Here is a 26,038-nt window from a genome sequence, read left to right as displayed (position 1 = left end):
CCTCACTCCCCAAGTGCCGCGAGAATTTTCTGCGCGGCGCGTTCGTGCGGCTTGTCCACCATCTTGCCGTCCAGCGTGACGACACCCGCTTCCGGTGCTTCCTCGAAGGCGGCAATCACCCTGCGGGCCCAATCGGCCTCCGCCTCGGTCGGGCGGAAGGCTTGATTGACGATCTCCAGATGGCCGGGGTGGATTACCGCCTTGGCGGCAAAGCCATCGCGGCGGGCCGCGCGGGCCTCCTCCTCGACGAGAGCGAGGTCGCGCAGGTTGGTGCTCACCGTGTCTATGGCGGCGACCCCCGCCGAGGCTGCCGCCATCAGGCAGAGGTTGCGGGCAAGGCGGAAGGGTTCGGTAAAGACGCCATCGACCGCGTTGGTCGTGGCACCGAGCGATGCCGCCAGATCCTCCGCCCCCCACATCAGCCCGCGAAGGCGGGACGAGGCGCCGCGATAGCTGCCAAGCCCCATAACTGCCTCTGCCGTCTCGGTCGCGACGGCGATGATGCCCGTCGTGCCTTGCGCAAGGTGGCCCGACACCTCGAACGCATCGAGCCAGGTGGCGAGCCTTTCCACATCAGCCGCCCCGGCAGCTTTGGGAAGCACGATCCCCGCGGGGGCAAGCGGTATCACCGCGGCGAGATCCTCAAGCGTCAGGCCGGTGTCGAGCGCGTTCACCCGAACCCAGAGAGCGGGACCGGACGAACCCTCCTCCAGCATCGTGCGCACGATCTCCCGCGCGCCCGACTTGGCGGTGGCGGCTACCGAATCCTCAAGATCGAGGATCAGCACATCCGCCATGCTCGCCCGTGCCTTGGCGAATTTGCGCGGGCTGTCGCCCGGGACGAAAAGCAGGGACCGCATCAGGCCGCCTTCTTGCGCATCATCGCGCTCCGCCGGCAGGAGGCGACGAGATCCCCCCGCTGGTTGAAACAACTGTGCTCGAATTCCACGATCCCCACATCGGGGCGGGAGCGGCTTGCGCGCGCCTCCAGCACCCGTGTTTCGGCACGGATGGTGTCTCCGTGAAATACCGGCTTCGGGAACTTGACATCCGTCATGCCAAGGTTGCCGACGGTCGTGCCCAGCGTGGTGTCCTGCACGGACAGGCCCACCATGATGGCAAGCGTCATCATGCTGTTGAACAGCCGCTGCCCCCATTCCGTGCCCTCGGAGAAATGCGCGTCGATATGCAGGGGTTGCGGATTCATTGTCATCAGACTGAACATGGTGTTGTCAGCCTCCGTCACCGTGCGGCTGAGCTCGTGGCGGAAGTGCCGTCCGGGTGTGAGGTCTTCAAAGTGCAGGCCGGGCATGGGATGCCTCCTTGTCATGCTGTGCCGCTTCCTCCCGCGCGGGGATCAGTGCGCCCGAGCGGCGAAGCGCTGCGATTTCGTCGGGAGACAGGCCCCAGTCGGCAAGAACCCGGTCTCCATCCGCGCCGCGTCTGCGCGGCGGTCCGGGGGGAGGGGGCTGGCTCGCGGAGAACCGGGGCGCAGGTGCGGGATGCAGGGCGGAGCCGACAGCGATATGGCTCTGCCGCGCGCGGTTGTGCGGATGGTCGGGCGCTTCAGAGAGGCTCAGGACGGGGGCCACGCAGGCGTCGCTGCCTTCGAAAACGCGTTCCCAATGTGCGCGATCATGCTCTGCGAACCGGGCTGCGAGCCGCGCGCGGGCCTCCGGCCAGAAGGTGGGATCGTCCAGATCCGGGAAGGAGGCTGCGTCCAGACCCAGCCCCTGAAGCAGCACCGTGCGGAACTTCGGCTCGATGGCACCCACGGCGATGGCTCTTCCGTCCGCACAGGCATAGGTGGTGTAATAAGGTGCGCCGCCGTCAAGAACGTTTGTGCCCCGCGGCCCGTCATGCAGCCCCGCCGCCTGCAAGCCGGCGAGCGCGGTGGTCAACAGGGTCACGCCGTCCACCATCGCTGCATCCACGACCTGCCCCCGGCCGCTTGACTGCCGATGCTGGAGCGCGGCCAGAACACCGATCACCAGCATCAGCGTGCCGCCTGCGTAATCTGCCACGAGGTTCAGCGGCGGCACGGGCGCGCCGTCCTTAGGCCCGATCGCATCCAGAACGCCGGTGAGCGCGAGGTAGCAGATGTCATGCCCCGCCGTCCGGGCGAGTGGCCCCGCCTGTCCCCAGCCGGTGAGCCGTGCATAGATCAGCCGGGGATTTGCGGCCAGGCATGGCTCCGGGCCAAGCCCCAGCCGTTCCATCACGCCGGGCCGGAAGCCCTCGATCAGGCCATCGGCCCGCGCGATGAGCCGGAGCGCGCAGGCCCGCCCTTCCGGCTGGCGCAGATCGAGCGCGACGGATCGCCGCCCACGGGCCACGAAGTCGAATGCTTCCGGCCGCGGAACGCCCAGCCCGGAAGCTTCGGGACGGTCGATACGGATGACCTCCGCACCCAGATCCGACAGGATCATCGCGGCGAGTGGCCCGGGACCGATGCCTACCATCTCCACGAACCGGAGGCCATGCAGCGGCCCCTTGTCAGAGTGCATGTGCCCTCTCCTTCTGTTCGGACCAAGCCCGTTCCAGCACGTCCCGGAACCTCGGATCGGCAATCGCGATGAGGCGCGGGCCACGTGCCTCCGGCGGCACGCCCGCCAGATGGGCAGCGCCCCATTCCGTGACCACCACGTCCGCCGCCGCGTGGGGGAGCGAGACATGCGCGACCTCCGCCACGATCCGCGAACGACTGCCCCGCGCGGCGGTGGAGGGGAGCGCCACGATGGAGCGCCCTCCGGCAGAGGCACGGGCCGCCCGGGCGAAATCCGGTTGTCCGCCCAGTCCGGCCATCGGTCGGGCCGCGGCGCGTTCGAGGTTGATGCGACCAAAGAGATCGACCTCAATCGCGGAGTTGATCGCGTGAAACCGGGACAGCCGCGCCAGCACCTGCGCCGCATGGGTATAGCCAGTGGGCGCGAGGCGGAGCGCCGGGTTGCCGTCGGCAAAACGCGCGATCCGGCGGCTGCCCATAAGCACTCCCGCAACGCTGACACCTGCGTCCACCTCCTTGCGGGCGTTCGTGATGGCCCCCGCTTCCACCAGATCGGCCACGCCATCGATCATCGCGCCCGAATGCAGGCCGAGGTCGCGATGGCCCATTAGCGCGGCGGTGACGGCCTGCGGCAGACGCCCGATGCCCAGCTGGATCACTGCCCCGTCCGGCACCAGCGCGGCAACGTGGCGGGCGACGGTCATCTCCGTCTCATCAGAGGAGCCGGGATGGAGTTCTGCCAGCGCGCCTTCGGCATCGACTGCCAGAAAAGGCACCTCCTCCGGCCAGAGCGTGCCGGACGTGCGCGGGACATCGGCGCTGATTTCGGCCAGCACGACACGCGCGCGGCGCGCGGCGTCAATCAGGTGCAGATCGCCGATACCCAGATGATACCGGCCCCCCCGCGCGGGGGAAAGTCGGAGGAAGACCACATCCGCGGGGAGCGCGCCGGTGACGATGCGGTCAATGTAACCGGAATAGGGCAGTGTCAGGACATCGATACGCTCCGCCGGGAGCGCGGTCATCCGCCCCATGATACCGTAGCTTTCAAAGCGCAGCCGGCTTTCCGCGAGCAGCGCCTCTCCAGTGACCATGCCGACGCAGGCCGTGAGCCCTTCCAGGCGCAAGGACGCCGCGACCAAAGCCGCCGTCAGCGCCTGCGGCTCCCCCATTCCCTGGGGGATGAGCACGCGGTCGCCGGGCCGGAACATCCCTTCTGCTGTGTCGATGCCGATGGTCTGCTGTGCCATGGTCCTCCCCTCCCAAGGCGTGGTCCGTTCAGTAGGATTTTGGCAGGTCCAGCACCCGTTCGGCGATGAAGGACAGGGCGAGCTGCGGGCTCACCGGCGCGATCCGGGGCACGAATACCTCGCGCAGATAGCGTTCGACATGGAATTCCTTGGCGTAGCCGAAACCGCCATGAACCATGACCGCGGTTTCGCAGGCGTGAAATCCCGCCTCTCCCGCCAGATATTTGGCCGCGTTGGCAGCGGCTCCCGCAGGCAGACCCCGGTCATAGGCGGAGGCTGCGGAGAGCACCATCATCCATGCCGCCTCCAACTCCGCCCAGCATTTCGCCAGCGGATGCTGAATCGCCTGGTTCTGCCCGATGGGCCGGTTGAAGACGATGCGCTCGCGGGCATATTTCGACGCGCGCGCGAGGGCGAGCATCCCCAGTCCCACCGCCTCCGCGGCGATCAGGACACGCTCGGGGTTCATCCCGTGGAGGATGTATTCAAAGCCCCGGCCTTCCTCGCCGATCAGGTCCTCGGCGGGGATTTCGTAATCCTCGAAGAAGAGTTCGTTCGAATCCACCGCCTTGCGGCCCATCTTTTCGATCTCGGTGACGCGGATGCGGTCGCGGTCGAAGCGGGAGTAGAAAAGGCTCAGTCCGTGCGTCGGCTTCGTCACCTCTTCCAGCGGCGTGGTGCGGGCGAGCAGCAGGATACGGTCGGCCTCCTGCGCGGTGGAGATCCAGACCTTCTGCCCGTTGACCACGTATCGGTCGCCCTTCTTCACGGCGCGCAACTTGAGTTGCGTGGTATTGAGGCCGGTGTTGGGCTCCGTCACAGCGAAACACGCCTTTTCCCGCCCCTCGGCCATCGGGCGGAGCATCCGCTGCTTCTGTTCCTCCGTGCCGAACACCGCGACAGGGTTCAGCCCGAAGATGTTGATATGAACGGCGGAAGCGCCCGACATGCCCGCGCCGGATTCGGCGATGGCGCGCATCATGATCGCGGCTTCGGTGATGCCCAGCCCCGCGCCGCCGTAAGCTTCGGGCGTGCAGATGCCCAGCCAGCCTTCCCGCGCGAGGGCGTCATAGAAATCGTGGGGGAAGCCGCCCTCCCTGTCCCGCTTGAGCCAGTAGGCATCGTCGAACCGCGAGCAGATGCCGGCGACGGAGGCGCGGATGGCCTCCTGTTCCTCAGTCAGTGCGAAATCCATTCCGTTTCCCCTCACGCGCGCCGCGCTGTCGGAGCGGGCGGGGCGCCGAATGCCCCCGCCTGCGCCATGGCGTCCATCTCGGCCGTGGTCATGCCGGCCTCCCGGAGTATTTCTGCCGTGTTCTCCCCCTGTCGCGGCGCGAGGCGCTCCGGCAGTGCGGGGGTGCGTGACCATTTCGCGGGCACGGCCATCTGGCGGATTTTTCCCTCGCTCGGGTGATCGACCATCTGGAAGAAGCCCGTGGCCGCCAGGTGCGGGTCGTTCAGCACGCCCTCGAAGTCATACATCGGCATGGCGGGCACATCGGCCTCCTCCAGCAACTCCATCCACTCCGCGGTGGTCCGCGTGAGGAACAATCGGGAGAGTTCGCCATAGACCTCGTCGATATGCGCCATGCGGGAGACGAAGTCGCGAAAGCGGGGGTCGGCCTCCGGCATCTCGGGCTGTCCGATTGCCGCGAAGAAGCGACGCCAGTGACCGTCATTGTAGATCAGCGCGCAGATATAGCCGTCCTGTGTCTGATACGGGCGGCGGTCCGCGGAGAGTTGCCGCGCGTAGCCGCCTTTATCCAGCGGCGGTTCATAGGTCAGCCCTCCCATGTGGTCGGACAACACGAAGCTCACCATGGTTTCGAACATCGGCACATCGACCCGCTGGCCGCTGCCGGACCGATCACGTTCGATCAGCGATGCGAGAATGGCATTGGCCGCGACCAGCCCGACGATGCGATCCGCCATCGCCGTCGGCACGTAGCGGGGGTGCCCTTCGTTCACACGCGAAAAGAGATAGGGGATCGTCGCGGCCCCCTGGATCAGATCGTCGTAGGCCGGGCGCGCCGCGTAGGGGCCGTTCTGTGCGTAACCGAACATGCCCGCATAGACGATGCGCGGATTGACCGCAGCGACTTCCTCGTAGGACAGGCCCAGCCGCTCCATGGCCTTGGGCCGGACGTTGTAGACCAGCGCATCTGCATCCGCGCAGAGCCGAAGCAGTGCCTCCCGCCCCTCCGGCACCTTGAGGTCGAGTGTGATCGACCGTTTGGAGCGATTTGCATGGAGAAAGAGTGGCCCCATTCCGGCGTGGCGGGCCGGACCGATCTTGCGAACCAGATCCCCGTCCGGTGCCTCCACCTTCATTACATCCGCCCCGAAATCGCCAAGCATCTGGGTGGCGTATGGCCCCATCAGAACGGACGTCATGTCCACGATGCGGATTCCGTTCAACGGCCCCATTCAAAACCTCCCGGCAGAAAAGCGGACATCTCTCCCGTAGATGTCCATATATGTGAACCATAAGATCACATTAATGGACTTAATTGCGATTCTCCTGCTGGTGTCAATGAATATTTGTGCTATGCCCATATTTAGGTATTATATGTCCATATATGTAGACAAACGTGAGGATTGATCATGGCCGTGAAGCAGGCTGCCAACGTGCTCGACCTGCTGGAATACTTCGCCGCGCATCAGCGGCCGGCGAGCCTTGCGGAGATCTCCGCCCGTTTCGGCTGGCCCCGGTCCAGCGCGTTCAACATCATTTCCACGTTGGTGGAGCGTGGTTTCCTGTATGAGCCGAAACCGCGCGGAGGCTACTATCCCACGCCGCGCTGGCTCGCGCTTGCGCAGGACGTCGCGGCTGCGGAGCCGATGCCGGAAGGGTTGCAGGAACTGCTTGCCGATCTTGCCGCGCAGACGCAGGAAACCGTCTGGATCGCCGCGCAGAGCGGGCAACAGGCGATCCTGATGTCGGTTATCCAATCGCGGCAGGCCATACGCTACATCGCAGAGCCGGGACGGAGGGTGCCGCTGCATGGGACGGCTTCCGGTCAGGCGATCATGTGCCAGTTGCCCCGCGCGCAGGTCACCGCGCTGCTGAAACGGGCAAGCTACACCCGCTACGGCTCCGGCACGCCCATGACGGCGGAGGAGGTGGAGGAAAGCATGGCCACCTCGCTTGCCCGGGGCTGGTTCCGCAGCGCCTCCGCCTTCAGCCAGGATCTGGGCGGGGTCTCCGTTCCCCTGCCGTTGGGTGGCCGGGCGTTCTCCGTCACGGTGGCGGGGCCGCTGTTCCGTATCTTCGACCGGATGGGTGAGATTGCGTTGATCATGCAGCGTGCCATCGAACGGCGGTTCGGTCCGGGCTACTTCGCGGACAATGTGCCGCAACTGCATCGCCTGCTGGATGAAGCGGGAATGGATTTGAGGGAGGGGGAGAAAGAATGACAGGACAGATACCGCCCGACGCGGGCAGGGCAGCGCGCCGCAGGAGCCGTGGCAGGGGCCGCACGTGAGTATTCCCCGCCTGTTCCCAAGGCTGGAGGGAGAAGCGCCGCGCCCGGACTTTCCGGGGGAAAGGGCGCTCCGCGCCGAGGTTCGCGCTTTTGTGGAGGAGGAAACCGCGCGGGGCACCATTCGCCCGGGTCGCCAGACATGGACGACATGGAGCCGCGATTTCTCCCGTCGCTGTGCGGAGCGTGGCTATATCGGCATGACATGGCCGCGGGCCTATGGCGGACATGAACGCAGCCTCTACGAACGCTATGTGGTGTGCGAGGAACTGCTGGCGGCCGGCGCACCCCAGGGCGCGCACTGGATCGCCGACCGCCAGAGCGGGCCGCAGATCCTCAGAAACGGAAGCGAGGCGCTGAAGCGGCTGATCCTGCCGCAAATCGTTACCGGGGAATGTACGATCGGTATCGGCATGAGCGAGCCGGACAGCGGCTCGGACCTGTCCTCAATCCGAACGCGGGCGGAGCGCGTGGAGGGTGGCTGGCGCATTCACGGGCGCAAGGTCTGGACGACGAACGCCCAGCATGCGGACTATGTCATAGCGCTCTGCCGGACCTCGCCGCGGGGGGAGGATCGCTATGCCGGCCTGTCCCAGCTTGTCGTGCCGATGCAGGGCGAGGGGGTGGAAGTCCGCCCGCTTCGCGATCTGCGCGGAGAGGAGGAGCTGAACGAGATCACCTTCGATGGCAACTTCGTCCCCGAGGATCACCTTCTGGGGCCGGAGGGCTCGGGCTGGCGGCTTGTCAACGAAGAGCTGGCGTTCGAGAGGAGTGGGCCGGATCGCATCCTTTCCACCTTTGGTCTGCTCTCGGTTGTGGTGGATATGGCGGCGCAGGCACCAGACCGCATGGCAGAGGCGGAGATCGGGCGCGTCGTTGCGCGGATGAACGCGATTCGCCAGCTTTCGCTCCGTATCAACCGCCGTCTTGCCGCGGGCGAGGATGTCGGCGTACTGGCGCCGATCATGAAGGATATGGGCACGGCGCTCGAGCAGGAGATACCGGAACTCGCCCGCCGCCTCACCGATCTCCGGCCCGGAGAAGGCTCGGGCGGCGCAGCGCTTGCCACCGCGATCCTGAGCGCTCCGAGCTTCACGCTCCGGGGCGGCACACGAGAGATCCTGAGGGGCATCATTGCGAGGGGGCTTGGCCTGAGATGAACGAGATGACCGACATCGCCCGAATGATGGATGATACGCTGGATCGCCTGCTCACGCGCAGACTGGCCGGACTGGCCGGACTGACCGGTGCTGAAGGCGAAGAGCAACTCCGGGCGGCATTGACGGAGGCGGGCTTGCCGCTGCTCCTGCGCGCGGAAGACGAGGGAGGACTGGGCGGCACGCTCGGCGATGCGGCGGTGGCCTGCTGGCGCCTTGGCTGGCATGCCGCGCCTGTCGATCCGGTTGCGCTGCTGGCCGGGGAGGAGGCGCGGCCCTTAGCCGGCGGCCTGTTCGGCGCAGATGAACCCCCTGAGGGAGAGGCTACTCGCGACGACGCGCTTCTCACCGTAGCCGCGATGACCGGCGCGATGGCGCGAGTGATGGAGATTGCGGTGGATTATGCCAATACCCGCCAGCAGTTTGGCCGCCCGCTCGGCAAATTCCAGGCGCTTCAGCACTTGCTGGCGGAAGCGGCCTCCGAACTCGCGCTGACGGAAGCAGCCTTGGCCGCGGCGCTGGAGGCGGCGGAGGCGGATGGCGAAGACACCCTCCCATGGCTGACGGCCAAGGCACAGGCGGGACGGGCTGCAACCTTCATCGCTGCTGCTGCCCATCAGGTGATGGGCGCCATCGGCTTCACGGAGGAGCACCCGCTCCATCATTACACCCGTCGTCTTTGGCAATGGCGCGACGACAACGGGCGGCAGGCGGAGTGCGAGGCGCGGGTGGGTCGCGCGGCGCTCGCCGCACCCGGGGGCCTGTGGGCTTATCTGACTGATGAAAGGAGTGAGGCATGACACAGGCGGTTCTCATCGAGCGCGACGGACCCGTCGCCATCCTGACGCTTAACCGGCCCCAGACGCGGAACGCGCTGTCGGACGACGTGATCCGGGAACTGGAGGCGTTTCTGGCGGCGGCGAACGAAGACGACAGCCTTGGCTGCATCCTTCTGACCGGCGCGGGGGAGGCGTTCAGTTCCGGCGGAAACGTCAAGGAGATGCGGGACGGCTCTCATCCGATGTTCGCCGGAACTCCCGCAGAAATGCAGGAGGCCTACCGGCGCAACATTCAGGTGCTTCCCCGCCTGTTCGGCCAGTTGGACGTGCCTGCCATCGCTGCCGTGAACGGTCTGGCGATCGGCGCGGGAATGGATATCGCCACCATGTGCGACATCCGGCTGGCTTCGACGGAGGCGAGCTTCGCGGAGAGCTTCCTCCGGGTCGGGCTGATTTCCGGCGATGGCGGGGCATGGTATCTGCCGCGTGTCGTGGGCTATCCCCGTGCCGTCGAACTCGCTCTGACATGCCGGACCCTGAATGCTGCGGAGGCGCTGGACTGGGGTCTGGTTACCCATGTCCTGCCGCCGGAAGAACTGATGCCCGCAGCGCGGGAAATGGCGCATCGCATCGCCTCCTTCGCACCCCGGAGTGTCCGGCTCAACAAGCGGCTTATCCGGCAGTCGATGGGTCTTCCGCTGGAGACGGCCCTTGATCTGGCGGCCAGCTATCAGGCGATCATCCAGCACACACCTGATCACAGGGAGGCGCTGCTCGCTCTCCTCGAACGCCGCAAGCCGGTCTTTCAGGATTAGAGCCGTCGGCCATCCTGTTCAGCGCGTATCCGACGCGCTGGATCGGATCGGCGAGAGGCAAGCGGCCGGTAGGGTTCTGGGAACCGTCTGGGGCGACAGATGACGGATCGGCTCGGCGGTTGCCTCAACGCCCATGCTCCGGCAAAAGCCTCCTGCCGAGCGGCGTTGGCGGCGGTCGTTCTCCTCCATCATTACCGCCAACTGTTCTGTCTCGGGCGGTGAATGTGGTGAGCACTACTCAACGTCTCGACGGACGTTGCGATCCACGAGGCTTCCGACCCGCATTGCCTCCCAAATCCGATGGCGGCGCCACTGCCCTGCGCGATGGCCAAGCGCCCAAGCGACCGGGTGAACGGCCCGACAGCCGCACGTCACTCCTTGCGGCTTCAATCCCGCGAGGATGGTGTTTCACACCCTGAACCGCTTGCGCCACCCCGAGCGGCCCGACGAAATGGCTGCCGATGATGCATCGCGTTCTTTGCATTTCAAAGCTGTAGCACCTTCGGAGGCCGTTGGATCCGGCGCCATGACGCCTCAAATCAGCCCCATTGTCCTGAAGGACGTCTCCGCGTGTTTACCGATGATGAGGTGGTCGTGAACGGAGACGTCGATCGCCTCGCAGGCCGCGATGACACGTTCGGTCATCAGAACGTCGTCGTCGCTCGGCGTGGGGTCGCCCGAAGGATGGTTATGGACCAGAATGACGGCGCTTGCCGCCAGTTCGAGTGCGCGTTTCGCCACCTCCCGCGGATAGACCGGGACGTGTCCGATTGTCCCCTGTCCGAGCGCCTCATCGGCGATCACCGCGTTCTTGCGATCCAGAAAAAGAACGCGAAACTGCTCTGTCTCCCGATGCGCCATGCAGGTGCGGCAGTAGGTCACCAGAGCATCCCATGACGAAACGACCTCCCTCTGAAGGACGCGCGTCTGCGCCATGCGCTGCGCGAAGGCATCAACGAGGCGAAGTTGCAGCCAGACCCAGCGATCCGCCCCCTCCACCTGCATTATACGATGTTCTGAAGCGGCGATGACACCGTTAAGGTCACCAAAAGCGGCGAGAAGGCGTTTCGCCAGCGGCTTCACATCGATGCGCGGTATCGCGTTGAAGAGCAGCAGTTCCAACAGTTCATACTCAGGCATCCCTATCGGCCCGCCGTCAAGAAAGCGCGTGCGGAGGCGTTCGCGATGTCCCCAGTAATGGGGGCGCTGCGCGCCGGTCTCATCCCGGACCAGCCCTCCTCCTGCGGCAGCGTCAGGCTTCAGGCGATCGGTCATCCGGTAAGCGGGTGGGTACGGCTGCGCCCAAGCATCGGGCGGGGCGCTCCGGGCCTCCAGTTCCGCCAGACCCCGAAGCGCTTCCGCCGAGAAACCCGACTTCTGCTGGCCATCTTGCCTAAGGGCAGGAGTACCGTCGGGCTGACCCTCACGACGGCGGCGTCCGATCCACCACACCTTTCATTACTCCCCATGCTCTTGCGGAGAAGCTAGGGCGAGAAGGGTAAAAATAGTCTTAACAGGCGGCGGAAAGAGCACTCCGGGTCTGCCCCAAGGCAGAAATCGTCCTCACATTGTTGGAAACCGCCAACAGATTTTGGCGGGTGAGCGGACCAACTGGCCTCCCACCCAAGCTTCGCCAGATGCCCGGCATTTTGCAGCAGCCCGCTAGCGCGATTGCATCGTCATTCCATGCTGGATTCACGCCCCCAATACCGCTGCGTCGCCGCCTCCGCCAAGTCATCCAGTCCCGTGACACCCGGCCCTTCCTCCACCCCGGCCCGGTCGAGAAGCGCTTTCGCCCCGTCATTCAGCCCAATCGCCTTGAGGTGGGAAAATGCGTCCATGACAAACGCGACCGCTGCCCCGTTGCGCGACAGCTTCTTCGCGGCTTCCGGTGTAAGGACGAGCGCCACCGCATCGAACAACACGGAGGGCGACCCCGCGAGTTGCCCATCGGCCTTCATCTTGCCACCCTTGAGCGACAGGCCGCCCACTTTCGGCGCGACGGTAAAGGCCGTGCCGCCCGCACTCTCTACTGCCTTGATAACGCGTTCCAGCTCACCCTTATCGGAGCCTTCGTCGAACAAAACGCCGACGGTGCGGCCGTTGAGGGTCGCGGTCCAGTTTTTCTGGATCGAAAGCGCATCGGAGAGATCGAGGTCAACCGGCTCCCGCGCAGGGGTTGCGCGATCGGGGAGGTCCATGGCCAACCCCTCGGCCACTTGCGCCGCGAGCGCCTCATCGACATTCCGCAACAGGGAGAGCACACGCTTGCGCACATGCTCCAATTCCACCTTGGAGAGTTCAAACGTGAACGCGGAGGCGATATGGGACTGTTCGCTCTCGGTCTGGGACCGGAAGAACAGGCGGGCCTGGCTGAAATGGTCGCTGAAGCTTTCCGCCCGGATACGCAGTTTTGGCCCTTCGACCTGCTGCGGCGCGGTCCTGAAGCCGGACGCGGCGGCACGCGGGCCGGGATCCTCCCCTGCATCGGCCAGACTGTTGGGTTCGTAGTTGGAGCGGCCCTTCGGCACCATGGTCTGCATCATCCCGTCCCGCTGCATGTTCGCGAAGGGACATTTCGGCGCGTTGATCGGGATTTGGTGGAAATTCGTCGTGCCGAGCCGGGATTTCTGCGTGTCCAGATATGAAAAAAGCCGCCCCTGCAACAAGGGATCATCGGTGAAGTCTATCCCCGGCACCACGTTGGAGGGCAGGAATGCCGCCTGCTCATTCTCGGCGAAATGGTTGTCCGGGTTGCGGTCAAGCACCATGCGCCCGATGATCCTGAGGGGGATGACTTCCTCGGGAATGATCTTGGTCGGGTCCAGGACGTCGAAGGGCAGCTTCTCTGCTGTCGCGGCATCGAAGGCCTGAATTCCGAATTCCCATTCCGGGAAATCGCCCGACGCGATGGCATTCCACAGATCGCGCCGGTGATAATCGTTGTCGGCCCCTTGCAACTTGGCCGATTCATCCCAGACAAGCGACTGCGTCCCCAGCTTCGGCCGCCAGTGGAACTTGACGAACGTCTCCTCGCCTGCTGCGTTCACCAACTTGAATGTATGCACACCGAAACCCTGCATCATGCGCGGGCTACGCGGGATGGCGCGGTCCGACATTGCCCAGAGCACCATATGCATGCTCTCAGGCATCAGGGAGACGAAATCCCAGAATGTATCATGCGCGCTCGCGGCCTGAGGAAAGCCGCGGTCGGCCTCCATCTTCACGGAATGGATGAGATCGGGGAACTTGATCGCATCCTGAATGAAGAAGACCGGGATATTGTTGCCGACCAGATCCCAGTTGCCTTCTTCGGTATAAAATTTGACGGCAAACCCCCGGACATCCCGCGGTGTATCCACGGATCCCGCTCCGCCGGCGACTGTTGAAAACCTGGCGAATACGGGAATTCGATTCCCCTTTTCCGCAAATAGGCTCGCGCGGCTCAGGTCTGGGATGGGATCTGTGCATTCGAAATAACCATGCGCCGCAGAGCCGCGGGCATGGACGATCCGCTCCGGGATCCGCTCGTGGTCGAAATGGAAGATTTTTTCCCGGAGAATGAAATCTTCCAGCAGGGTCGGGCCGCGATCCCCCGCACGGAGGCTGTTCTGATTGTCTGAAATCGGCGTCCCGTGATTGGTTGTAAGGACAGGGCTGCCCTCGGTGGCCATCTGCTGGGTTTCGCCCGCGTTGCCGCGCTCGCTATCGTAACCTTGCCGGGTCATGCCTGAGCCTCCTGACCGTGACGCTTCGCTGCTTCCCAACGTGGAACGGACAGGCGTGTTCCGCAGCTTTTCGGCGGGCAGGCGACGTGGTCTTAGAGTTCCGGGACGGCAAGCGGCCGCAGGTGACGCTTCTGCGCGGCGATGCGGAAAGGTGCGTTCGGCGCCCCGTAGCCCTGATAGCCGCCCTGCCGCTGCACGATCTCGAAGAAAAGCTCGCCCACCTGACCGGTGCTGTAGAACTGGAAGAAGCAGCCCTGCCCATCCTCGTCATACATGATGTTCAGGCGTCGCAGCCGATCGACGAAGTCCGGCTTCAGGTCGAAGCGGGCGGCCAGATCGGCATAGTAATTCGCGCCGATGCCGAGAAAGGGGAACCCCCGCTCCGCCAGTTGCTCGGCTGTTGCAAAGATGTCGTCGGATGCGAAGGCGATGTGCTGTACCGAAGCGCCGAACGTGTCGTCGATGAACCGCCTAGCCAGCGTCCGCCGCGCTTCCGCACCGTTCAGCGTGATGCGTAGCGCGCCCGAGAGAATGGCCTGGCTGCGCACCAGCCCGTCCGGATCGACGACGTCGAGCATGGGCATGCGCTCCGCCTCGAACAATGTGCTGTAGAATAAAGACGCGCTCAGCATTTCCTCATAGGCCATCGTCTGGGCGATGTGATCGGTGTGGGTGATGCCGCTTCCCTGCGCGATGCCTGTCGGGATGAACTCCCGCTCCCATAGGCTTTGCAGTTCGGGGCCGTCATCGACAAAGCGCAGAACGGTGCCGCCCACGCCGCGGACCGCGGGCACGACAGGGTCTTCGGGCGAAAGCCGATCCCCATGCGGCTCCGCCATGAGGGCGACGGCGCGGGTGGCGGCGTCTGCGGCGTCCGGGACGCGAATGCCGATCTCCGACACGGCGGTACCATGCGTGACCCAGGAGCTGTAGTTGAACCCTTCTTTTCCGGTGTTGAGCACGATATTCACCCGGCCCTGCTGCCATCGCGTGACTGGTTTCGACCTGTGCCGACCGACCTGAGAAAAGCCGGCACTGGTGAGAAAGCTGACGAGGGCAGGGAGCGTCGCCTCATCCGTCGCCATCTCGACATATTCGACCCCTTCGGGGCGGATGGGAGGGGGAAGCTGCTTATGCCCGGAGAGACGAAGATCTGGCTCTTCCCGGCTCACCTCGTCCATCAGCCCGATGAGGCTCCGCTTGCCGTCATTGGCGACAAGGCGGGGCAGGCCGGAGCGGAACTGATCGTTAAAAATCTCCAGACTGATCGGACCGGCATAGCCTGTCGCCATCACTGCGCGCATGAAGGCGGGGACGTCCAGATCGCCCTCGCCCGGCATATTCCGGAAGTGACGCGACCAGTAGAGCAAATCCATCTCTATCCGGGGAGCATCTGCCAGTTGCACGAAGAAAATGCGGTCGCCCGGTATCTCGCGGATCGTTTCCGGGTCTATTCTTGGGCCGAGGGTGTGGAAGCTGTCGAGGATCAGCCCGATGTTCGGATGGTCGGCGCGGCGCACGATCTCCCACGCGTCCCGATGGTCCCGGACGAAGCGACCCCAGCAGAGTGCCTCATACCCAACGCGGATACCGCGTGCTGCGGCGATTTCGCCAAGCGCACGGAAGTCGCTGGCGGCCCGGTCCACCCCACCGAGTGCGGCGGGATGAACCGAGGAGCAGACGAGCATCAGATCGACGCCCAGTTCCGCCATGAGGTCGAATTTCCGCTCCGCCCTGGCAAAAGCGCGCCGCCGCAGCGGATCCGGGAGCGTTTCAAAATCCCGGAACGGCTGGAACAGCATGATTTCCAACCCGTGATCGCGCACCATGCGGCCAACCTCTCGCGGGCTGAAGTCGGAGGCGATGAAATCCTGCTCGAATATCTCGATCCCGTCGAAACCCGCGCTCGCGATGGCGCGCAGCTTTTCGGGAAGCATCCCCGCTATGGAAACGGTGGCAATGGCTGTTTTCATGGTCATCCCAGTCTTGTCCCGCTGCGATTATGGCGTCAGCGCTTCCATGTGGTCCATGGCGTGAGCCACGCCCGCGTTGATATGTGCCCGAAGGATGGCAACCGCCGCAGCGCTGTCATGGCGCAAGGCCGCATCGCGCAGCGCCCTGTGCTCCTGCCGGGACACTTCGGGGCGAAAGGTCAATGCGATCATCTGGTAGCGCAGATATTTGTCGAAGACCTCCGCGTGGGTTTGCATCAGCACCCGCGATCCGCAAGCGGAGATAAGCGTCTGGTGAAAGGCCCAGTCGCTCCGGCGCCAAGCGGGGATGTCCTCCGCATCCCCCGCTTCCAGCCGTTCTTCATGCGCGTCGAGCTTGTGATGTGCGGAAAGCACCGCGGCCTCCCAGTCCAGCCCTCCCGTGGCGAAGGATCGGGCGAGGGCGTGTTCCTCCAGCAGCAGTCGCAACGCGGCAATTTCATGCAGACCGGCGCGGGAAATCGGTGCTACTTCAAAGCCGCGCTGCCCTTCCGCCAGTACAAAACCGTCAGAGGCAAGGCGTGTCAGCGCTTCGCGAAGGCTGCTGGTCCCCACATCGTAGGTTTCCCGCAGTGTCTCCAGCCGGAGCTTCCGGCCCGGTGCCAGCCTGCCCATGATGATGTCGGACCTGAGCCGCGCATAGAGCGTGGGGTGGACGTCTTCCGTCATGCCGCATCTCCCCGCAGCAGGCCATGCTCAACCGTGTAGTCGATGCAGGCGCCGATGTGCCGGGCAAGCAACTCCTGCGCCGCCGGCACGTCCCTGTCGAATGCGGCACGGAGCAGGGCGTGATGTTCCTCCGCCGCCACCGTGCCCCGGAACATCACCAGCAGCACCTGATAGCGCAGGAAGCGGTCGAATATTCGGTCGTGAGTGACCAGAAGCTCCCCGGACCCGCATGCGGAAATCAGTGCCACATGGAATTCGCGGTCATATCGTTTCCATGTCTCGCTGACGGTATGATCCCCCTGCAACATCCGCTCCTCCATGCGGGAGAGCTTGTGATGCGCGGCCACGACCGACGCCTCCCACTCCAGATCGCCATTGGCAAAGGATTGGGCGACCGCATGGCGCTCCAGAAGGAGACGCATTTCCGCGATGTCCCTCAGATCGGAGATGGAGATCGGCGCGACTTCGAACCCCCGCTGGTTCTCCGCGACAATCAGCCCCTCGGGCACGAGCCGCGTCAGTATCTCGCGCAATGTCGCTATGCTCACGTCGTATCGCGCGCGCAACTGCTCCAGCCGGAGACGCCGTCCCGGCTCGAGCTTGCCGAAGATGATGTCGCTCCGCAGGCGGCGATAGGCACTTTCCCCCGCGGTCTCTTCCCGGATTTCCGAGCCCATCCGTTCCTCCCGCAACATCAGTTAAAACATAAAATATCAGATGAAATGAAAATCTCTAGTTGAAAACTGAAATTTCCGATGACATCCTTGTTCGCAGGACGAAGCGCGGAGGGGGCGTTTCGCCATAAGGGAGGACACCATGACCGAAGTGACCCGGCGCGGCTTTGCCGCGCTCGGCGGGGCCATGCTTGCCACGCCATTTCTTGCACGTCTCGGCCACGCCGCCGAGCAAAGCCGCATTCGTTTTTCCGCCGTGTTCTCGGAGCAGGACATCCGGGCTGGAATGATGAAGCAGTTTGCCGAAGGCATCGGACCGGACTTCAAATACGAAGGCTTCTACGGCGGAACATTGTTCAAGCAGGGGACGGAGCTTGTCGCCCTCCAGCGCGGCAATCTGGAGATGTCGAACATCGCGCCGCAGGATGTCTCCAACCAGGTTCCGGCATGGTCCATTCTGACCTCCGGCTATCTGTTCCGCGATGCCGGCCACCTGCGCAGCTTCTTTGCCTCCGATGTCGGGACGGAGATGAAGGCGATGGCGGAAGGGCAGCTCGGCATCAAGATCCTTGGCCCCACCTTCTATGGCACGCGCCAAGTCGGGCTTCGCGGTACCCGCAAGATCGCCACACCCGCCGACATGGCCGGCGTGAAGCTGCGCATGCCGGGGGGCGAGGCGTGGCAATTCCTGGGGCAGGCGCTTGGTGCGAACCCGACCCCCATGGCCTATGCGGAGGTCTATACCGGCCTTCAGACTGGCGCGATCGACGGGCAGGACAATCCCCTGCCGAACGTGGACAACATGAAGTTCTATGAGGTGATGAACCAGATCGTCCTCACCTCGCATCTGGTCGCCTTCGACCTTCTGACCGTCTCTGGCCGGTTCTGGGAGAAGCTGACGGAAGAACAGCGCACCGCGTTTCAGACGGCGGCCGACCATGCCATCGGCTGGAGCACGGAGCAGCACGTCACGCGGGAGACGGAGCTTGCCAAGTCCTTCGCGGAAAGGGGACTCGACGTCTATGCGCCTGATCTGGCCGCCTTCCGCAGCCATGTTCAGAAGGCCTATCTCGAGTCCGATCTGGCCAAGGAATGGCCGTCCGGCATGATCGAGCGGATCGCCGCAGTCTGATGCGACCGGCGGCCCCCGGGCCGCCATTTCCATTCATCGGAGAATGCCCATGCCGACCCGGCTTCTTCCCTGGCTCCGGCGCCGTTGCGAAGACATCCTCGTCTTGATGCTCGCGACGATGTTCGTGGTCTTTCTCATTCAGATCGTTTCACGATATGTCCTCAACATGCCGATGGGCTGGACGCATGAAACCAGTGTCATCCTCTGGATCTGGCTCGTGCTTTTCGGGGCTTCCTTCGTCATCCGTGACAGGGAGGAGATGCGGTTCGACCTGATATACGGAGCGGCGAAGGACAGAACCCGGCGCTGGATGGCGGCGGCGACCTGCACGGCGCTGATCGCGATCTTCCTCCTGGCACTTCCCGCGACTTGGGATTACGTGACCTTCATGAAGGTGGAACGGACAGCCTATCTGCGGCTCCGCTTCGACTGGCTCTATTCCATCTACATCGTCTTCGTGATCGCCATGATCATCCGTCATTTGTGGATCGGCTGGAGGGCTGTCTTCGGACAGGCGCCGGAAGCCTATGATCCGACGACAGCGAGTTCCGGCGTATGACCCTTGCAGGCCCCTTTTCCCTCGCCATCACCATGATGACGGCGCTGGCGCTGCTCGGCCTGCCGATCGGCCTTTCGATGATCTGCGGCTCCGTTCTCTATCTCTGGATGTCGGGGATGGACATGGGCACGGCCGCGGAGCAGTTCCTGAACGGGATGTATTCGAACTACATCATCCTCGCCGTGCCGCTTTTCATCCTTGCCGCGGAAATCATGAATTCCGGCTCCATGACGGAGCGGCTGCTGCGGTTCTGCAACGTGCTGGTCGGCCATATGCGTGGCGGGCTGGCGCAGATCAACGTCGTGCAGAGCCTGATCTTTGCCGGCATGTCGGGTTCCGCCATCGCCGATGCCGCCGGATCGGGGCGCATGATGCAGAACATGATGACGAAGGAGGGCCGCTATACGCCGAGTTATGCGGCAGCACTGACCGCGGTCACCTCCGTCATCGGGCCGATCCTGCCGCCGTCCATTCCGATGGTCGTCTATGCGCTCGTCTCCGATGTCTCCATCGGCTACCTGTTCCTTGCGGGTGTGGTGCCCGGCCTGCTGATGACGGGAATGCAGATGTTCCAGGTCGCCTGGGATGCGAGGCGGCACAACTTCCCCGTGGAGCCGCGCGTTTCGCTTCGGGAGGTGCCGCGTGTCACCTGGCGGGCGCTTCCCACGCTGCTGATGCCGGTTATCCTGCTCGGCTGTATCTACACAGGTGTGACGACGCCAACCGAAGCCGCCGCGATCGCAGCCGCCTATGCGGTGCTGGTCTCCGTGATCCTTTACCGCAGTCTGAGCTGGCGCGAGGGCTACAACGCCGTATTGGTCAGCGCCAAGACCTCCGCCTCCATCGGCATGATGATCGGCGGCGCTCTGGTGTTCAACTACGTGGTGACGGTTGAAAACATCCCCGAAACCCTTCGCGCGGTCCTGACGGGGTGGGAGCTGACACCCGTGCAGTTCCTGCTGCTGGTCAACGTGCTCCTGCTGCTGCTGGGCTGTGTGCTGGAGGGGACGGCGATCCTCCTCATCATCGTGCCGGTGTTCATTCCCGCGGCGCAGGCGCTCGGGATCGACCTTGTCCACTTCGGCGTGGTGGTGGTGGTCAACATCATGCTCGGGTTGGTAACCCCGCGCTATGGCCTGTTGCTGTTCATCATGACCAACATCTCCGGCTCGCCCATGAAGGATATCATCCGCGATTGCCTGCCTTTCCTTGCGTGGATGGTGCTCTGCCTGGCGCTTATTACCTTCTTTCCCGACCTCGTGCTGTGGCTGCCGCGTCTCGCGGGCTACGCCGGCTGAACTGAGAGCTTCTCATGACCATCTGGATACTGAACGGACCCAACCTGAACCGACTCGGCAAGCGCGAGCCGGAGATCTATGGCCACACCACATTGGCGGAAGTGGAGACCTGGGCGCGGCAGGCGGCCGGAGACACACCCCTTCGGTTCCATCAGTCGAATGCCGAATACGAGATCATCGACTGGATTCATGAGGCGATCGACACGGGTGGGCGGGGGATCATCATCAATCCCGCCGGGCTCACCTTTACTTCCGTGCCGGTGATGGATGCGCTGAAGATGTTCTCCGGTCCGATCATCGAACTCCACATCTCCAACATTCACCGGCGCGAAGCGGTCTATCACCGGTCGCTGGTTTCTCCGGTTGCAACGGCCGTCGTGGCGGGGCTCAGCGCGCGCGGCTACGTCCATGCTGTCCACGCGATTGCAGAGATGATCGGGGGGGAAGCGCGATGACCACGCCGATCCGGGTAGGGCTGATCGGCGCCGGTATCGGGAAGTCCCGCACCCCCCGCCTGCATATGGCGGAGGCAGCCGCGCAGGGCTTCCGCCTCCGCTACGATCTCATTGATGTCGAGACGCAAACCAACCCCTCGCTGGAGAGCCTCATCGCCGAGGCGGAGGCGCAGGGTTTTGCCGGTCTCAACATCACTCATCCGTTCAAGCAGGCGGTGCTGCCGCTGCTGAACGAGCTGTCTGAGGATGCTTCTGCTCTTGGCGCGGTCAACACAGTGGTGTTCGGAGAGCGAGGGCGGGTCGGTCACAACACCGACTGGTCGGGGTTTCTTGAGGGCTTTCGGCAGACGCTGCCCGATGTACCGCTCGCCACTGTCCTGCAACTCGGTGCCGGAGGCGCGGGCGCGGCGGTCGCCTATGCGGCGCAGGCGATGAACGTTGAACGGCTTCTTCTTTCCGACATGGACATCGGACGGGCGGAGGCTCTGGCCGCTCGCATGAACGCCAGCGCCGGTCGCGCATATGTCCACGTGGTGAGCGACCTCTCGGCGGCGATGGAGGCTGCGGACGGGCTTATCAACACCACGCCGATGGGGATGGCGGCGCATCCCGGCCTGCCGCTGCCCGCCGACCTGCTCACATCGCGGCACTGGGTCGCGGATGTCGTGTACTTTCCGCTCGTCACCCAGCTGCTGGCCCTCGCGCGAGAGCGAGGCTGCCGCAGCGTGGATGGAAGCGGCATGGCGGTGTTTCAGGCGGTCGGCGCCTTCCGATTGTTCACCGGAAAAGAGGCCGATCCGTTGCGGATGCGCGAAACCTTTCAGGCCGCGACCCCCGTCACGGCCTGAGGGGTGTCCCGTCAGATCGTCGCGACGGGTGTCACAGGAGAGCCGACCGCGCCGGGCATGTAAAGCGGCGGCGCGGTGAGAAAGACCGCATGCCGCCCGCGCTCCTCCAGCGCGGCCGCCAGGTCGCGCAGGTACCACAGTTCGGCCAGAGGCAGGCCGATCTTGAACAGACAGTGATGGTGGAGGGGCAGCCGCAGGCAGCAATCCTCGCGATCGGCATGGGCATCTTCGACAGCGTAATTGTCGGCGGCGATGGCCGAGATGCGGCTTTCCGTGATCCAGTCGTGCAGTGTCTCGTCCGCACCGTCCAGAACCGCGCCCGTCCGCTCAAGCCGCGCCGGGTCCGGGCTGGCCTGCATGTCCAGGAGAGCCTCTGCAAAGCCGGTCCGCAGCAGAAGAATGTCACCTTCACGAATCACCACGCCCTGCGCCCGCATCGCGTCGTGGAGAGCGGCGCGACCCACGACGGTGCGATCCATGCCGAAGTGGCGGACGAGATCAACCAGCACGCCACGCCCCTGCACCGGCGTCTTTGCCATCTCCGTGACCGACAGCCGCTCCGCAAAGGACGTGTTCGGTCCCCGTGCCTCAGGCCCCAGGATGTCCCGCCCGGCAAGGTGCCCGTTGTAGTAGCAGCGCTCGGCCACTCCATCCCCGTCGGCGTCGAACAGCGCGCCGACATGTGCAAGCGAGTCCCATTGGGTTGAGAACTGCATCGACATCAGAACCTGATCGTCGCTGATCACGTCCTGAAGCAGCGGATCGACATTGCTCAGGGGGAAATTGATATAGGGCGTTTCGCCCGAACAAGTCGGGGCGAGGCGCGGCGGTTTGCGGCGCGGGTTGAGGGAAATCGGCCCCGGCACATCCAGCGGCAGCGACAGACAATACGCCCGCCCCTCACGGATTTCCGCGGCGGCCTCCATCCGGCGCGCATCTGTAATGTAGTTCAGCGTTCCAAGCTGATCGTCGGGCCCGAAATTCCCCCAGTTGGATTTCTCCGGTCGATTCACCCACTCCGGCATAGTCACTCCTCCGTCTGACGATCCCTGATGGCCATCTGGCAGCGCGACCGCAAGGGGAATGACCCCTCTCGCCCCGGATCGCTTCCTCCACCCGGAAAGACATCTGAAACTTTCCCAAACATATATGTTGACATCATAACTGACAATGACTGATTAGATTTGAGCATCATAGGAGAATCCTGGCGCCCCTATCCGGTGCCTGGAAGGAGAGAAAATTGACCGCAGTCGCCAACTTTTTCACGCGTATCGTCAATCGCTACATGCCGGACCCGCTGGTGGTGGCGATCATCCTTACCGGACTGACGCTCGTCTTTGCGATGATCTGGGAGGGAACGAATTTCGTCGATGCCACGCGCTACTGGGGCGACGGATTCTGGAACCTTCTGGCGTTCACCATGCAGATGACCGTCATCCTGCTTGCGGGCTACATCCTCGCCAAGACACCGTTGGTGGACCGGCTGATGGATCGGGTCGTCGCCGGCATCCACACACCTCAGGCAGCCGTCATCGCCGCCACACTTTTCGGCGGAATCGGCAGCTGGCTCAACTGGGGTTTCGGTCTGGTGCTGGGCACGCTGATTGCCCAGAAGCTGGGCCAGAAGGTCAAGGGCCTGCACTACCCGCTGGTGATCGCGGCCGGTTACTCCGGCTTTGCCGTCTATGGCGTGGGGCTTTCGGGTTCGGTGCCATTGCTCATCAACACGCCCGGCCATTTCCTTGAAAGTTCGATCGGGCTGATCCCGCTCAGCGAGACGATCTTTTCCCCCTATCTCATCGTGATGAACCTCCTGATCATCGTCACGCTGCCGCTGTTCAATGCCATGCTGCATCCGAAAGCGGGCGAGAAGATCATCGAGGCGAAGCGCATCACCCCCACCGCGTCCGAGACATCGGATCAGCCGCAGAAATACGACACCCTCGCCGATCGGCTCAACAATTCCCCGGTGATCGGCATCGGCATGGGAGTGTTCGGTCTGATCTACGCCGTGCTCTACCTGCTCGATGGAGGCGGCATCACGCTGAACTTCGTGAACCTGCTGTTCCTGTTCCTCGGGATCGCGCTCTTCGTGACGCCCAACCGCTTTCTCGCCGCCGTGAATGACGGGGTGCGCGTCGTGGGGGGCATCATCATCCAGTATCCGTTCTATGCCGGTATTCTGGCAATTCTCGCCGGGTCGGGGCTGGTCGTGACCTTCTCCAACTGGTTCGTGTCCTTCTCCAGCGCAGAGACGCTGCCATTGTGGTCCTTCATCTCGGCGGGGCTCATCAACATCTTCGTGCCCTCGGGCGGCGGGCAGTGGGTCATTCAGGGCCCGGTGATGACAGAAGCCGCGCATCAGCTTGGCGCTTCCATCCCCGCAACAGCGCTCGCCGTGCAGATCGGTGATCAATGGACCAACATGGTGCAACCCTTCTGGCTTCTTCCCGCGCTGGCGATTTCCGGGCTGAAGCTCAAGGATATCATGGGCTACATGGTGCTGATCCTGTTCTATCTCGGTGTGATCTTCGGCGTCACCTGCGGCATCTGGGGTATAATGGGGGCAACTGCCTGATGCCTTGGATGGTAGAAACCTACGACAGGCCGGGCGCGGGGGATCTGCGCCTCCGCCTCCGGCCGGAACACCTCGCCTATCTGGAGGAGAACAAGGCCCTTCTCCTTGCCTGCGGAGCCAAGCTCGATGACGCGGGAGAGGCTGCGAGCGGCGGAGTCTATCTGCTGGATGTGGAAAGCCGCGACGCCGCAGAAGCCTTCATCGCCGCCGATCCCTTCTTTCGGGGCGGGCTGTTCGAGACGGTCTTCGTCACCCGCTGGCGCAAGGCCTATCTCGACGGACGGAACACATTGCAGGAGGGCTGACATGCTCTATCAGGTCGAAATGACGGTGAACATTCCCCAGGATATGGACGAGGACACCGTGGCTGGCATCAAGGCGAAAGAGAAGGCCTATTCGCAGGATCTGCAGCGGCAGGGTATCTGGCGGCATATCTGGCGCGTCGCCGGAAGCTATGCGAATGTCAGCATCCTCGATTGCCGCGACAATGCTCATCTGCACGAGGTGCTGACGGCGCTGCCGCTCTATCCCTACATGGACATCTCGGTAACCCCGCTCTGCCGGCATCCCTCCTCCGTTCGGGAGGGGGATCTGTGACGGCGTTCGAACGCCGTGCTGCCGTCATAACCGGCGGAAGCGGGGGCATCGGCGCGGCAATCACCGCAAGGCTGAAGCGCGATGGTTTTCAGACCGTCGTCCTCGACATCACGGAGCCGGAAGCCGCCGTCGATGCCTTCGTTCGGGTGGACCTTTCCGATCTGGACGCGGCCCGTTCGGCGGCCGCGGATATCGCGAGCCGCTTTGCCGTCACCTGCCTTGTCAACAACGTGGGGGTGGTCATGCCCGCCCCGTTGGAAGCGGTGCAGGCAGAGGATATGGGGCGGCTGATGGACATCAACCTGCGCCCCTCCATCGTCTGCGCGCAGTCGTTCCTTCCGGGGATGAAAGCGGCGGGCGGCGGGCGCATCGTGATGAACACAAGCCGTGTGACGCTGGGCAAGGAGCTGCGCACGCTCTATTCCGCGACCAAGGGGGCGGCACAGTCCATGGCGCGGACATGGGCGCTGGAGCTCGGCCCGCATGGCATCACCGTCAACTGTGTTGCTCCGGGCCCGATCGGCACCGACGCTTTCTGGCGGAACAATCCCCCAGACGCGCCGCGAACGCAGGAGATCATCAATCATATCCCGGTCCGCCGTATCGGCACGGGGGAGGATGTGGCAAACGCCGTCTCCTTCTTCTGTGCGCCGGAGGCGGGGTTCGTCACCGGGCAGACCCTGTTCGTCTGTGGCGGTGTGACCGTCGGTTAGGTGAAAGGGGCCGCGGGGGGCCCCTTTTCCTCAGGCCAGGTGCTTTCCCAGCAACGCGGCGACTTCGGCAGGCTGCTCAACGCAGGGCAGATGTCCGGCGCGAGCGATTTCCACATAGGTCGCGTTCCGGATGCCCGCTGCCGTCGCCTTGACCAGGGCAGGCGGTGTGGAGGCGTCATCCGCCCCGGCGATCACCAGCGTGGGCTGGGCGATATGCGCGAGATCGGCGGTGTAGTCGGCATCCCGGATCGCCTCGCAGACCTGCGCATAGCCCTCCGCGGGTGTCCGCTCCAGCATGGTCCGCCACATGGCGAAATCCTCGGTCGTCTCATAGCCGGGAGCGAACCAGCGTTGCAGGATCGCGGCGCTGATGGAGGCGATACCATTGCTCCGCACCGCTTCGATCCGGGGATTCCAGATTTCCGGTGAGCCGATTTTCGCCGCGGTGTCCGACAACACGAGATGGCTCATGCCCTCCGCCCGCCGGAGGGCGAGCCGCTGCATGATCAGCCCTCCGACCGACAGACCGACGCCCGCGAAGCGCCGGATGTCATAGTGGTCGAGCAACGCTTCCGTATCATCCGCCATCGTCTCGATGGTCAGCACAGGGCGCGCCACGCTCAGCCCGTGGCCGCGCTTGTCCTGCCGCAACAGGCCCCAGCTTTCCGGAAGCAGGGCCACGACCCGGTCCCAGACGCGCAGATCGGTGCCAAGCGAATTCGCAAAGACGACCGTCGGCGCGTCGCCCTGCGGGGCGCGCCAGCCGTGGTGGATGCCATCGACAGCGGTGAAGATCTCTTGGCGCAA

The 26,038-nt window shown here is 64.2% G+C and carries 26 protein-coding genes; 13 read left to right on the top strand and 13 right to left on the bottom strand.

Annotation, left to right across the window (positions count from 1 at the left end; genetic code table 11):
* Nucleotides 1-2: 2 nt before the first annotated feature.
* The 6 genes from CDV49_RS04795 to CDV49_RS04770 are packed head-to-tail and all read right to left on the bottom strand — an operon-like array spanning nt 3 to nt 6,183.
* Nucleotides 3-860, bottom strand: coding sequence for an HpcH/HpaI aldolase/citrate lyase family protein (locus CDV49_RS04795; protein ID WP_088214430.1), 858 nt, complete (start codon nt 858-860; stop codon nt 3-5).
* Nucleotides 860-1,312 (bottom strand): MaoC family dehydratase, encoded by a 453-nt coding sequence (locus CDV49_RS04790; RefSeq protein WP_088214429.1) that lies wholly within the window; start codon nt 1,310-1,312, stop codon nt 860-862. Before CDV49_RS04790 ends, CDV49_RS04795 begins: the two co-directional genes overlap by 1 nt.
* The gene (locus CDV49_RS04785; RefSeq protein WP_088214428.1) at nt 1,293-2,507 is read right to left on the bottom strand and encodes a CaiB/BaiF CoA transferase family protein; all 1,215 of its coding nucleotides are present in this window, start codon (nt 2,505-2,507) and stop codon (nt 1,293-1,295) included. The genes CDV49_RS04790 and CDV49_RS04785 overlap by 20 nt, the downstream gene beginning before the upstream one ends.
* Nucleotides 2,497-3,756, bottom strand: coding sequence for an acetyl-CoA hydrolase/transferase family protein (locus CDV49_RS04780; protein ID WP_088214427.1), 1,260 nt, complete (start codon nt 3,754-3,756; stop codon nt 2,497-2,499). Before CDV49_RS04780 ends, CDV49_RS04785 begins: the two co-directional genes overlap by 11 nt.
* Nucleotides 3,757-3,784: 28 nt before the next feature.
* Nucleotides 3,785-4,951, bottom strand: coding sequence for an acyl-CoA dehydrogenase family protein (locus tag CDV49_RS04775; protein WP_088214426.1), 1,167 nt, complete (start codon nt 4,949-4,951; stop codon nt 3,785-3,787).
* Nucleotides 4,952-4,962: 11 nt separating this feature from the next.
* On the bottom strand, nt 4,963-6,183 hold the full coding sequence (locus CDV49_RS04770; RefSeq protein WP_088214425.1) for a CaiB/BaiF CoA transferase family protein: 1,221 nt from the start codon (nt 6,181-6,183) through the stop codon (nt 4,963-4,965).
* A 177-nt stretch (nt 6,184-6,360) separates the two neighbouring features.
* Here CDV49_RS04770 and CDV49_RS04765 point away from each other — a divergent pair, with 177 nt between their 5' ends.
* From CDV49_RS04765 to CDV49_RS04750, 4 genes are all read left to right on the top strand, one after another.
* Nucleotides 6,361-7,173 carry an IclR family transcriptional regulator gene (locus CDV49_RS04765; protein WP_088214424.1) on the top strand — a complete coding sequence of 271 codons (813 nt, stop codon included), beginning with the start codon at nt 6,361-6,363 and terminating at the stop codon, nt 7,171-7,173.
* Nucleotides 7,174-7,237: 64 nt separating this feature from the next.
* Nucleotides 7,238-8,398, top strand: a complete 1,161-nt coding sequence (locus CDV49_RS04760; RefSeq protein ID WP_256947239.1) for an acyl-CoA dehydrogenase family protein — start codon at nt 7,238-7,240, stop codon at nt 8,396-8,398.
* Nucleotides 8,395-9,195 (top strand): acyl-CoA dehydrogenase family protein, encoded by an 801-nt coding sequence (locus tag CDV49_RS04755; protein WP_088214423.1) that lies wholly within the window; start codon nt 8,395-8,397, stop codon nt 9,193-9,195. Before CDV49_RS04760 ends, CDV49_RS04755 begins: the two co-directional genes overlap by 4 nt.
* Entirely contained in the window at nt 9,192-9,989 is a 798-nt protein-coding gene (locus CDV49_RS04750) for an enoyl-CoA hydratase-related protein (RefSeq protein WP_088214422.1), read from the top strand. The genes CDV49_RS04755 and CDV49_RS04750 overlap by 4 nt, the downstream gene beginning before the upstream one ends.
* Nucleotides 9,990-10,523: 534 nt before the next feature.
* Here the strand turns inward: CDV49_RS04750 and radC are convergent.
* The 5 genes from radC to CDV49_RS04725 form a co-directional block, all read right to left on the bottom strand.
* The gene (gene radC, locus CDV49_RS04745) at nt 10,524-11,264 is read right to left on the bottom strand and encodes a RadC family protein (protein ID WP_088214421.1); all 741 of its coding nucleotides are present in this window, start codon (nt 11,262-11,264) and stop codon (nt 10,524-10,526) included.
* Between the two features lie 404 nt (nt 11,265-11,668).
* Entirely contained in the window at nt 11,669-13,717 is a 2,049-nt protein-coding gene (locus CDV49_RS04740; RefSeq protein ID WP_088214420.1) for a catalase, read from the bottom strand.
* Nucleotides 13,718-13,809: 92 nt separating this feature from the next.
* Nucleotides 13,810-15,690, bottom strand: coding sequence for a bifunctional sugar phosphate isomerase/epimerase/4-hydroxyphenylpyruvate dioxygenase family protein (locus CDV49_RS04735; RefSeq protein ID WP_088214533.1), 1,881 nt, complete (start codon nt 15,688-15,690; stop codon nt 13,810-13,812).
* Between the two features lie 27 nt (nt 15,691-15,717).
* Nucleotides 15,718-16,377 carry a GntR family transcriptional regulator gene (locus tag CDV49_RS04730; protein ID WP_088214419.1) on the bottom strand — a complete coding sequence of 220 codons (660 nt, stop codon included), beginning with the start codon at nt 16,375-16,377 and terminating at the stop codon, nt 15,718-15,720.
* Nucleotides 16,374-17,054, bottom strand: coding sequence for a GntR family transcriptional regulator (locus CDV49_RS04725; protein ID WP_088214418.1), 681 nt, complete (start codon nt 17,052-17,054; stop codon nt 16,374-16,376). The genes CDV49_RS04730 and CDV49_RS04725 overlap by 4 nt, the downstream gene beginning before the upstream one ends.
* Before the next feature lie 139 nt (nt 17,055-17,193).
* Here CDV49_RS04725 and dctP point away from each other — a divergent pair, with 139 nt between their 5' ends.
* The 5 genes from dctP to CDV49_RS04700 are packed head-to-tail and all read left to right on the top strand — an operon-like array spanning nt 17,194 to nt 21,343.
* Complete coding sequence (dctP, locus tag CDV49_RS04720) at nt 17,194-18,183, top strand: TRAP transporter substrate-binding protein DctP (protein WP_088214417.1); 990 nt, start codon at nt 17,194-17,196, stop codon at nt 18,181-18,183.
* A 49-nt stretch (nt 18,184-18,232) separates the two neighbouring features.
* Complete coding sequence (locus tag CDV49_RS04715; RefSeq protein ID WP_088214416.1) at nt 18,233-18,742, top strand: TRAP transporter small permease; 510 nt, start codon at nt 18,233-18,235, stop codon at nt 18,740-18,742.
* The gene (locus CDV49_RS04710; RefSeq protein ID WP_088214415.1) at nt 18,739-20,040 is read left to right on the top strand and encodes a TRAP transporter large permease; all 1,302 of its coding nucleotides are present in this window, start codon (nt 18,739-18,741) and stop codon (nt 20,038-20,040) included. Before CDV49_RS04715 ends, CDV49_RS04710 begins: the two co-directional genes overlap by 4 nt.
* A 14-nt stretch (nt 20,041-20,054) precedes the next feature.
* Nucleotides 20,055-20,495, top strand: a complete 441-nt coding sequence (locus CDV49_RS04705; RefSeq protein WP_088214414.1) for a type II 3-dehydroquinate dehydratase — start codon at nt 20,055-20,057, stop codon at nt 20,493-20,495.
* On the top strand, nt 20,492-21,343 hold the full coding sequence (locus CDV49_RS04700; protein WP_088214413.1) for a shikimate dehydrogenase: 852 nt from the start codon (nt 20,492-20,494) through the stop codon (nt 21,341-21,343). Before CDV49_RS04705 ends, CDV49_RS04700 begins: the two co-directional genes overlap by 4 nt.
* Before the next feature lie 11 nt (nt 21,344-21,354).
* Here the strand turns inward: CDV49_RS04700 and CDV49_RS04695 are convergent, their stop codons facing one another.
* Complete coding sequence (locus tag CDV49_RS04695) at nt 21,355-22,368, bottom strand: cyclase family protein (protein ID WP_088214412.1); 1,014 nt, start codon at nt 22,366-22,368, stop codon at nt 21,355-21,357.
* Nucleotides 22,369-22,583: 215 nt separating this feature from the next.
* Here CDV49_RS04695 and CDV49_RS04690 point away from each other — a divergent pair, with 215 nt between their 5' ends.
* The 4 genes from CDV49_RS04690 to CDV49_RS04675 are packed head-to-tail and all read left to right on the top strand — an operon-like array spanning nt 22,584 to nt 25,231.
* Entirely contained in the window at nt 22,584-23,921 is a 1,338-nt protein-coding gene (locus tag CDV49_RS04690; protein WP_088214411.1) for a short-chain fatty acid transporter, read from the top strand.
* Nucleotides 23,922-23,929: 8 nt separating this feature from the next.
* Nucleotides 23,930-24,226 carry a YciI family protein gene (locus tag CDV49_RS04685; RefSeq protein WP_256947238.1) on the top strand — a complete coding sequence of 99 codons (297 nt, stop codon included), beginning with the start codon at nt 23,930-23,932 and terminating at the stop codon, nt 24,224-24,226.
* 1 nt (nt 24,227) lies between these two features.
* Nucleotides 24,228-24,518, top strand: a complete 291-nt coding sequence (gene catC, locus CDV49_RS04680) for a muconolactone Delta-isomerase (protein WP_088214409.1) — start codon at nt 24,228-24,230, stop codon at nt 24,516-24,518.
* Nucleotides 24,515-25,231: an SDR family NAD(P)-dependent oxidoreductase gene (locus tag CDV49_RS04675; RefSeq protein WP_088214408.1), complete on the top strand. Its 717-nt coding sequence runs from the start codon at nt 24,515-24,517 to the stop codon at nt 25,229-25,231. The genes catC and CDV49_RS04675 overlap by 4 nt, the downstream gene beginning before the upstream one ends.
* 30 nt (nt 25,232-25,261) lie before the next feature.
* On the opposite strand, the gene pcaD is transcribed toward CDV49_RS04675, so the two are convergent.
* Entirely contained in the window at nt 25,262-26,038 is a 777-nt protein-coding gene (gene pcaD / locus CDV49_RS04670) for a 3-oxoadipate enol-lactonase (RefSeq protein WP_256947237.1), read from the bottom strand.

This window comes from Haematobacter genomosp. 1, from assembly GCF_002196855.1.
Lineage (GTDB): Bacteria > Pseudomonadota > Alphaproteobacteria > Rhodobacterales > Rhodobacteraceae > Haematobacter.
This window is presented reverse-complemented; position numbering and strand designations above follow the sequence as displayed.

Bases quoted from the DNA above. Each gene is read 5' to 3' on its own strand.
- CDV49_RS04795 (WP_088214430.1), bottom strand. From the start codon at position 860: ATGCGGTCCCTGCTTTTCGTCCCGGGCGACAGCCCGCGCAAATTCGCC.
- CDV49_RS04790 (WP_088214429.1), bottom strand. From the start codon at position 1,312: ATGCCCGGCCTGCACTTTGAAGACCTCACACCCGGACGGCACTTCCGC.
- CDV49_RS04785 (WP_088214428.1), bottom strand. From the start codon at position 2,507: ATGCACTCTGACAAGGGGCCGCTGCATGGCCTCCGGTTCGTGGAGATG.
- CDV49_RS04780 (WP_088214427.1), bottom strand. From the start codon at position 3,756: ATGGCACAGCAGACCATCGGCATCGACACAGCAGAAGGGATGTTCCGG.
- CDV49_RS04775 (WP_088214426.1), bottom strand. From the start codon at position 4,951: ATGGATTTCGCACTGACTGAGGAACAGGAGGCCATCCGCGCCTCCGTC.
- CDV49_RS04770 (WP_088214425.1), bottom strand. From the start codon at position 6,183: ATGGGGCCGTTGAACGGAATCCGCATCGTGGACATGACGTCCGTTCTG.
- CDV49_RS04765 (WP_088214424.1), top strand. From the start codon at position 6,361: ATGGCCGTGAAGCAGGCTGCCAACGTGCTCGACCTGCTGGAATACTTC.
- CDV49_RS04755 (WP_088214423.1), top strand. From the start codon at position 8,395: ATGAACGAGATGACCGACATCGCCCGAATGATGGATGATACGCTGGAT.
- CDV49_RS04750 (WP_088214422.1), top strand. From the start codon at position 9,192: ATGACACAGGCGGTTCTCATCGAGCGCGACGGACCCGTCGCCATCCTG.
- radC (WP_088214421.1), bottom strand. From the start codon at position 11,264: ATGACCGATCGCCTGAAGCCTGACGCTGCCGCAGGAGGAGGGCTGGTC.
- CDV49_RS04740 (WP_088214420.1), bottom strand. From the start codon at position 13,717: ATGACCCGGCAAGGTTACGATAGCGAGCGCGGCAACGCGGGCGAAACC.
- CDV49_RS04735 (WP_088214533.1), bottom strand. From the start codon at position 15,690: ATGAAAACAGCCATTGCCACCGTTTCCATAGCGGGGATGCTTCCCGAA.
- CDV49_RS04730 (WP_088214419.1), bottom strand. From the start codon at position 16,377: ATGACGGAAGACGTCCACCCCACGCTCTATGCGCGGCTCAGGTCCGAC.
- CDV49_RS04725 (WP_088214418.1), bottom strand. From the start codon at position 17,054: ATGGGCTCGGAAATCCGGGAAGAGACCGCGGGGGAAAGTGCCTATCGC.
- dctP (WP_088214417.1), top strand. From the start codon at position 17,194: ATGACCGAAGTGACCCGGCGCGGCTTTGCCGCGCTCGGCGGGGCCATG.
- CDV49_RS04715 (WP_088214416.1), top strand. From the start codon at position 18,233: ATGCCGACCCGGCTTCTTCCCTGGCTCCGGCGCCGTTGCGAAGACATC.
- CDV49_RS04710 (WP_088214415.1), top strand. From the start codon at position 18,739: ATGACCCTTGCAGGCCCCTTTTCCCTCGCCATCACCATGATGACGGCG.
- CDV49_RS04705 (WP_088214414.1), top strand. From the start codon at position 20,055: ATGACCATCTGGATACTGAACGGACCCAACCTGAACCGACTCGGCAAG.
- CDV49_RS04700 (WP_088214413.1), top strand. From the start codon at position 20,492: ATGACCACGCCGATCCGGGTAGGGCTGATCGGCGCCGGTATCGGGAAG.
- CDV49_RS04695 (WP_088214412.1), bottom strand. From the start codon at position 22,368: ATGCCGGAGTGGGTGAATCGACCGGAGAAATCCAACTGGGGGAATTTC.
- CDV49_RS04685 (WP_256947238.1), top strand. From the start codon at position 23,930: ATGGTAGAAACCTACGACAGGCCGGGCGCGGGGGATCTGCGCCTCCGC.
- catC (WP_088214409.1), top strand. From the start codon at position 24,228: ATGCTCTATCAGGTCGAAATGACGGTGAACATTCCCCAGGATATGGAC.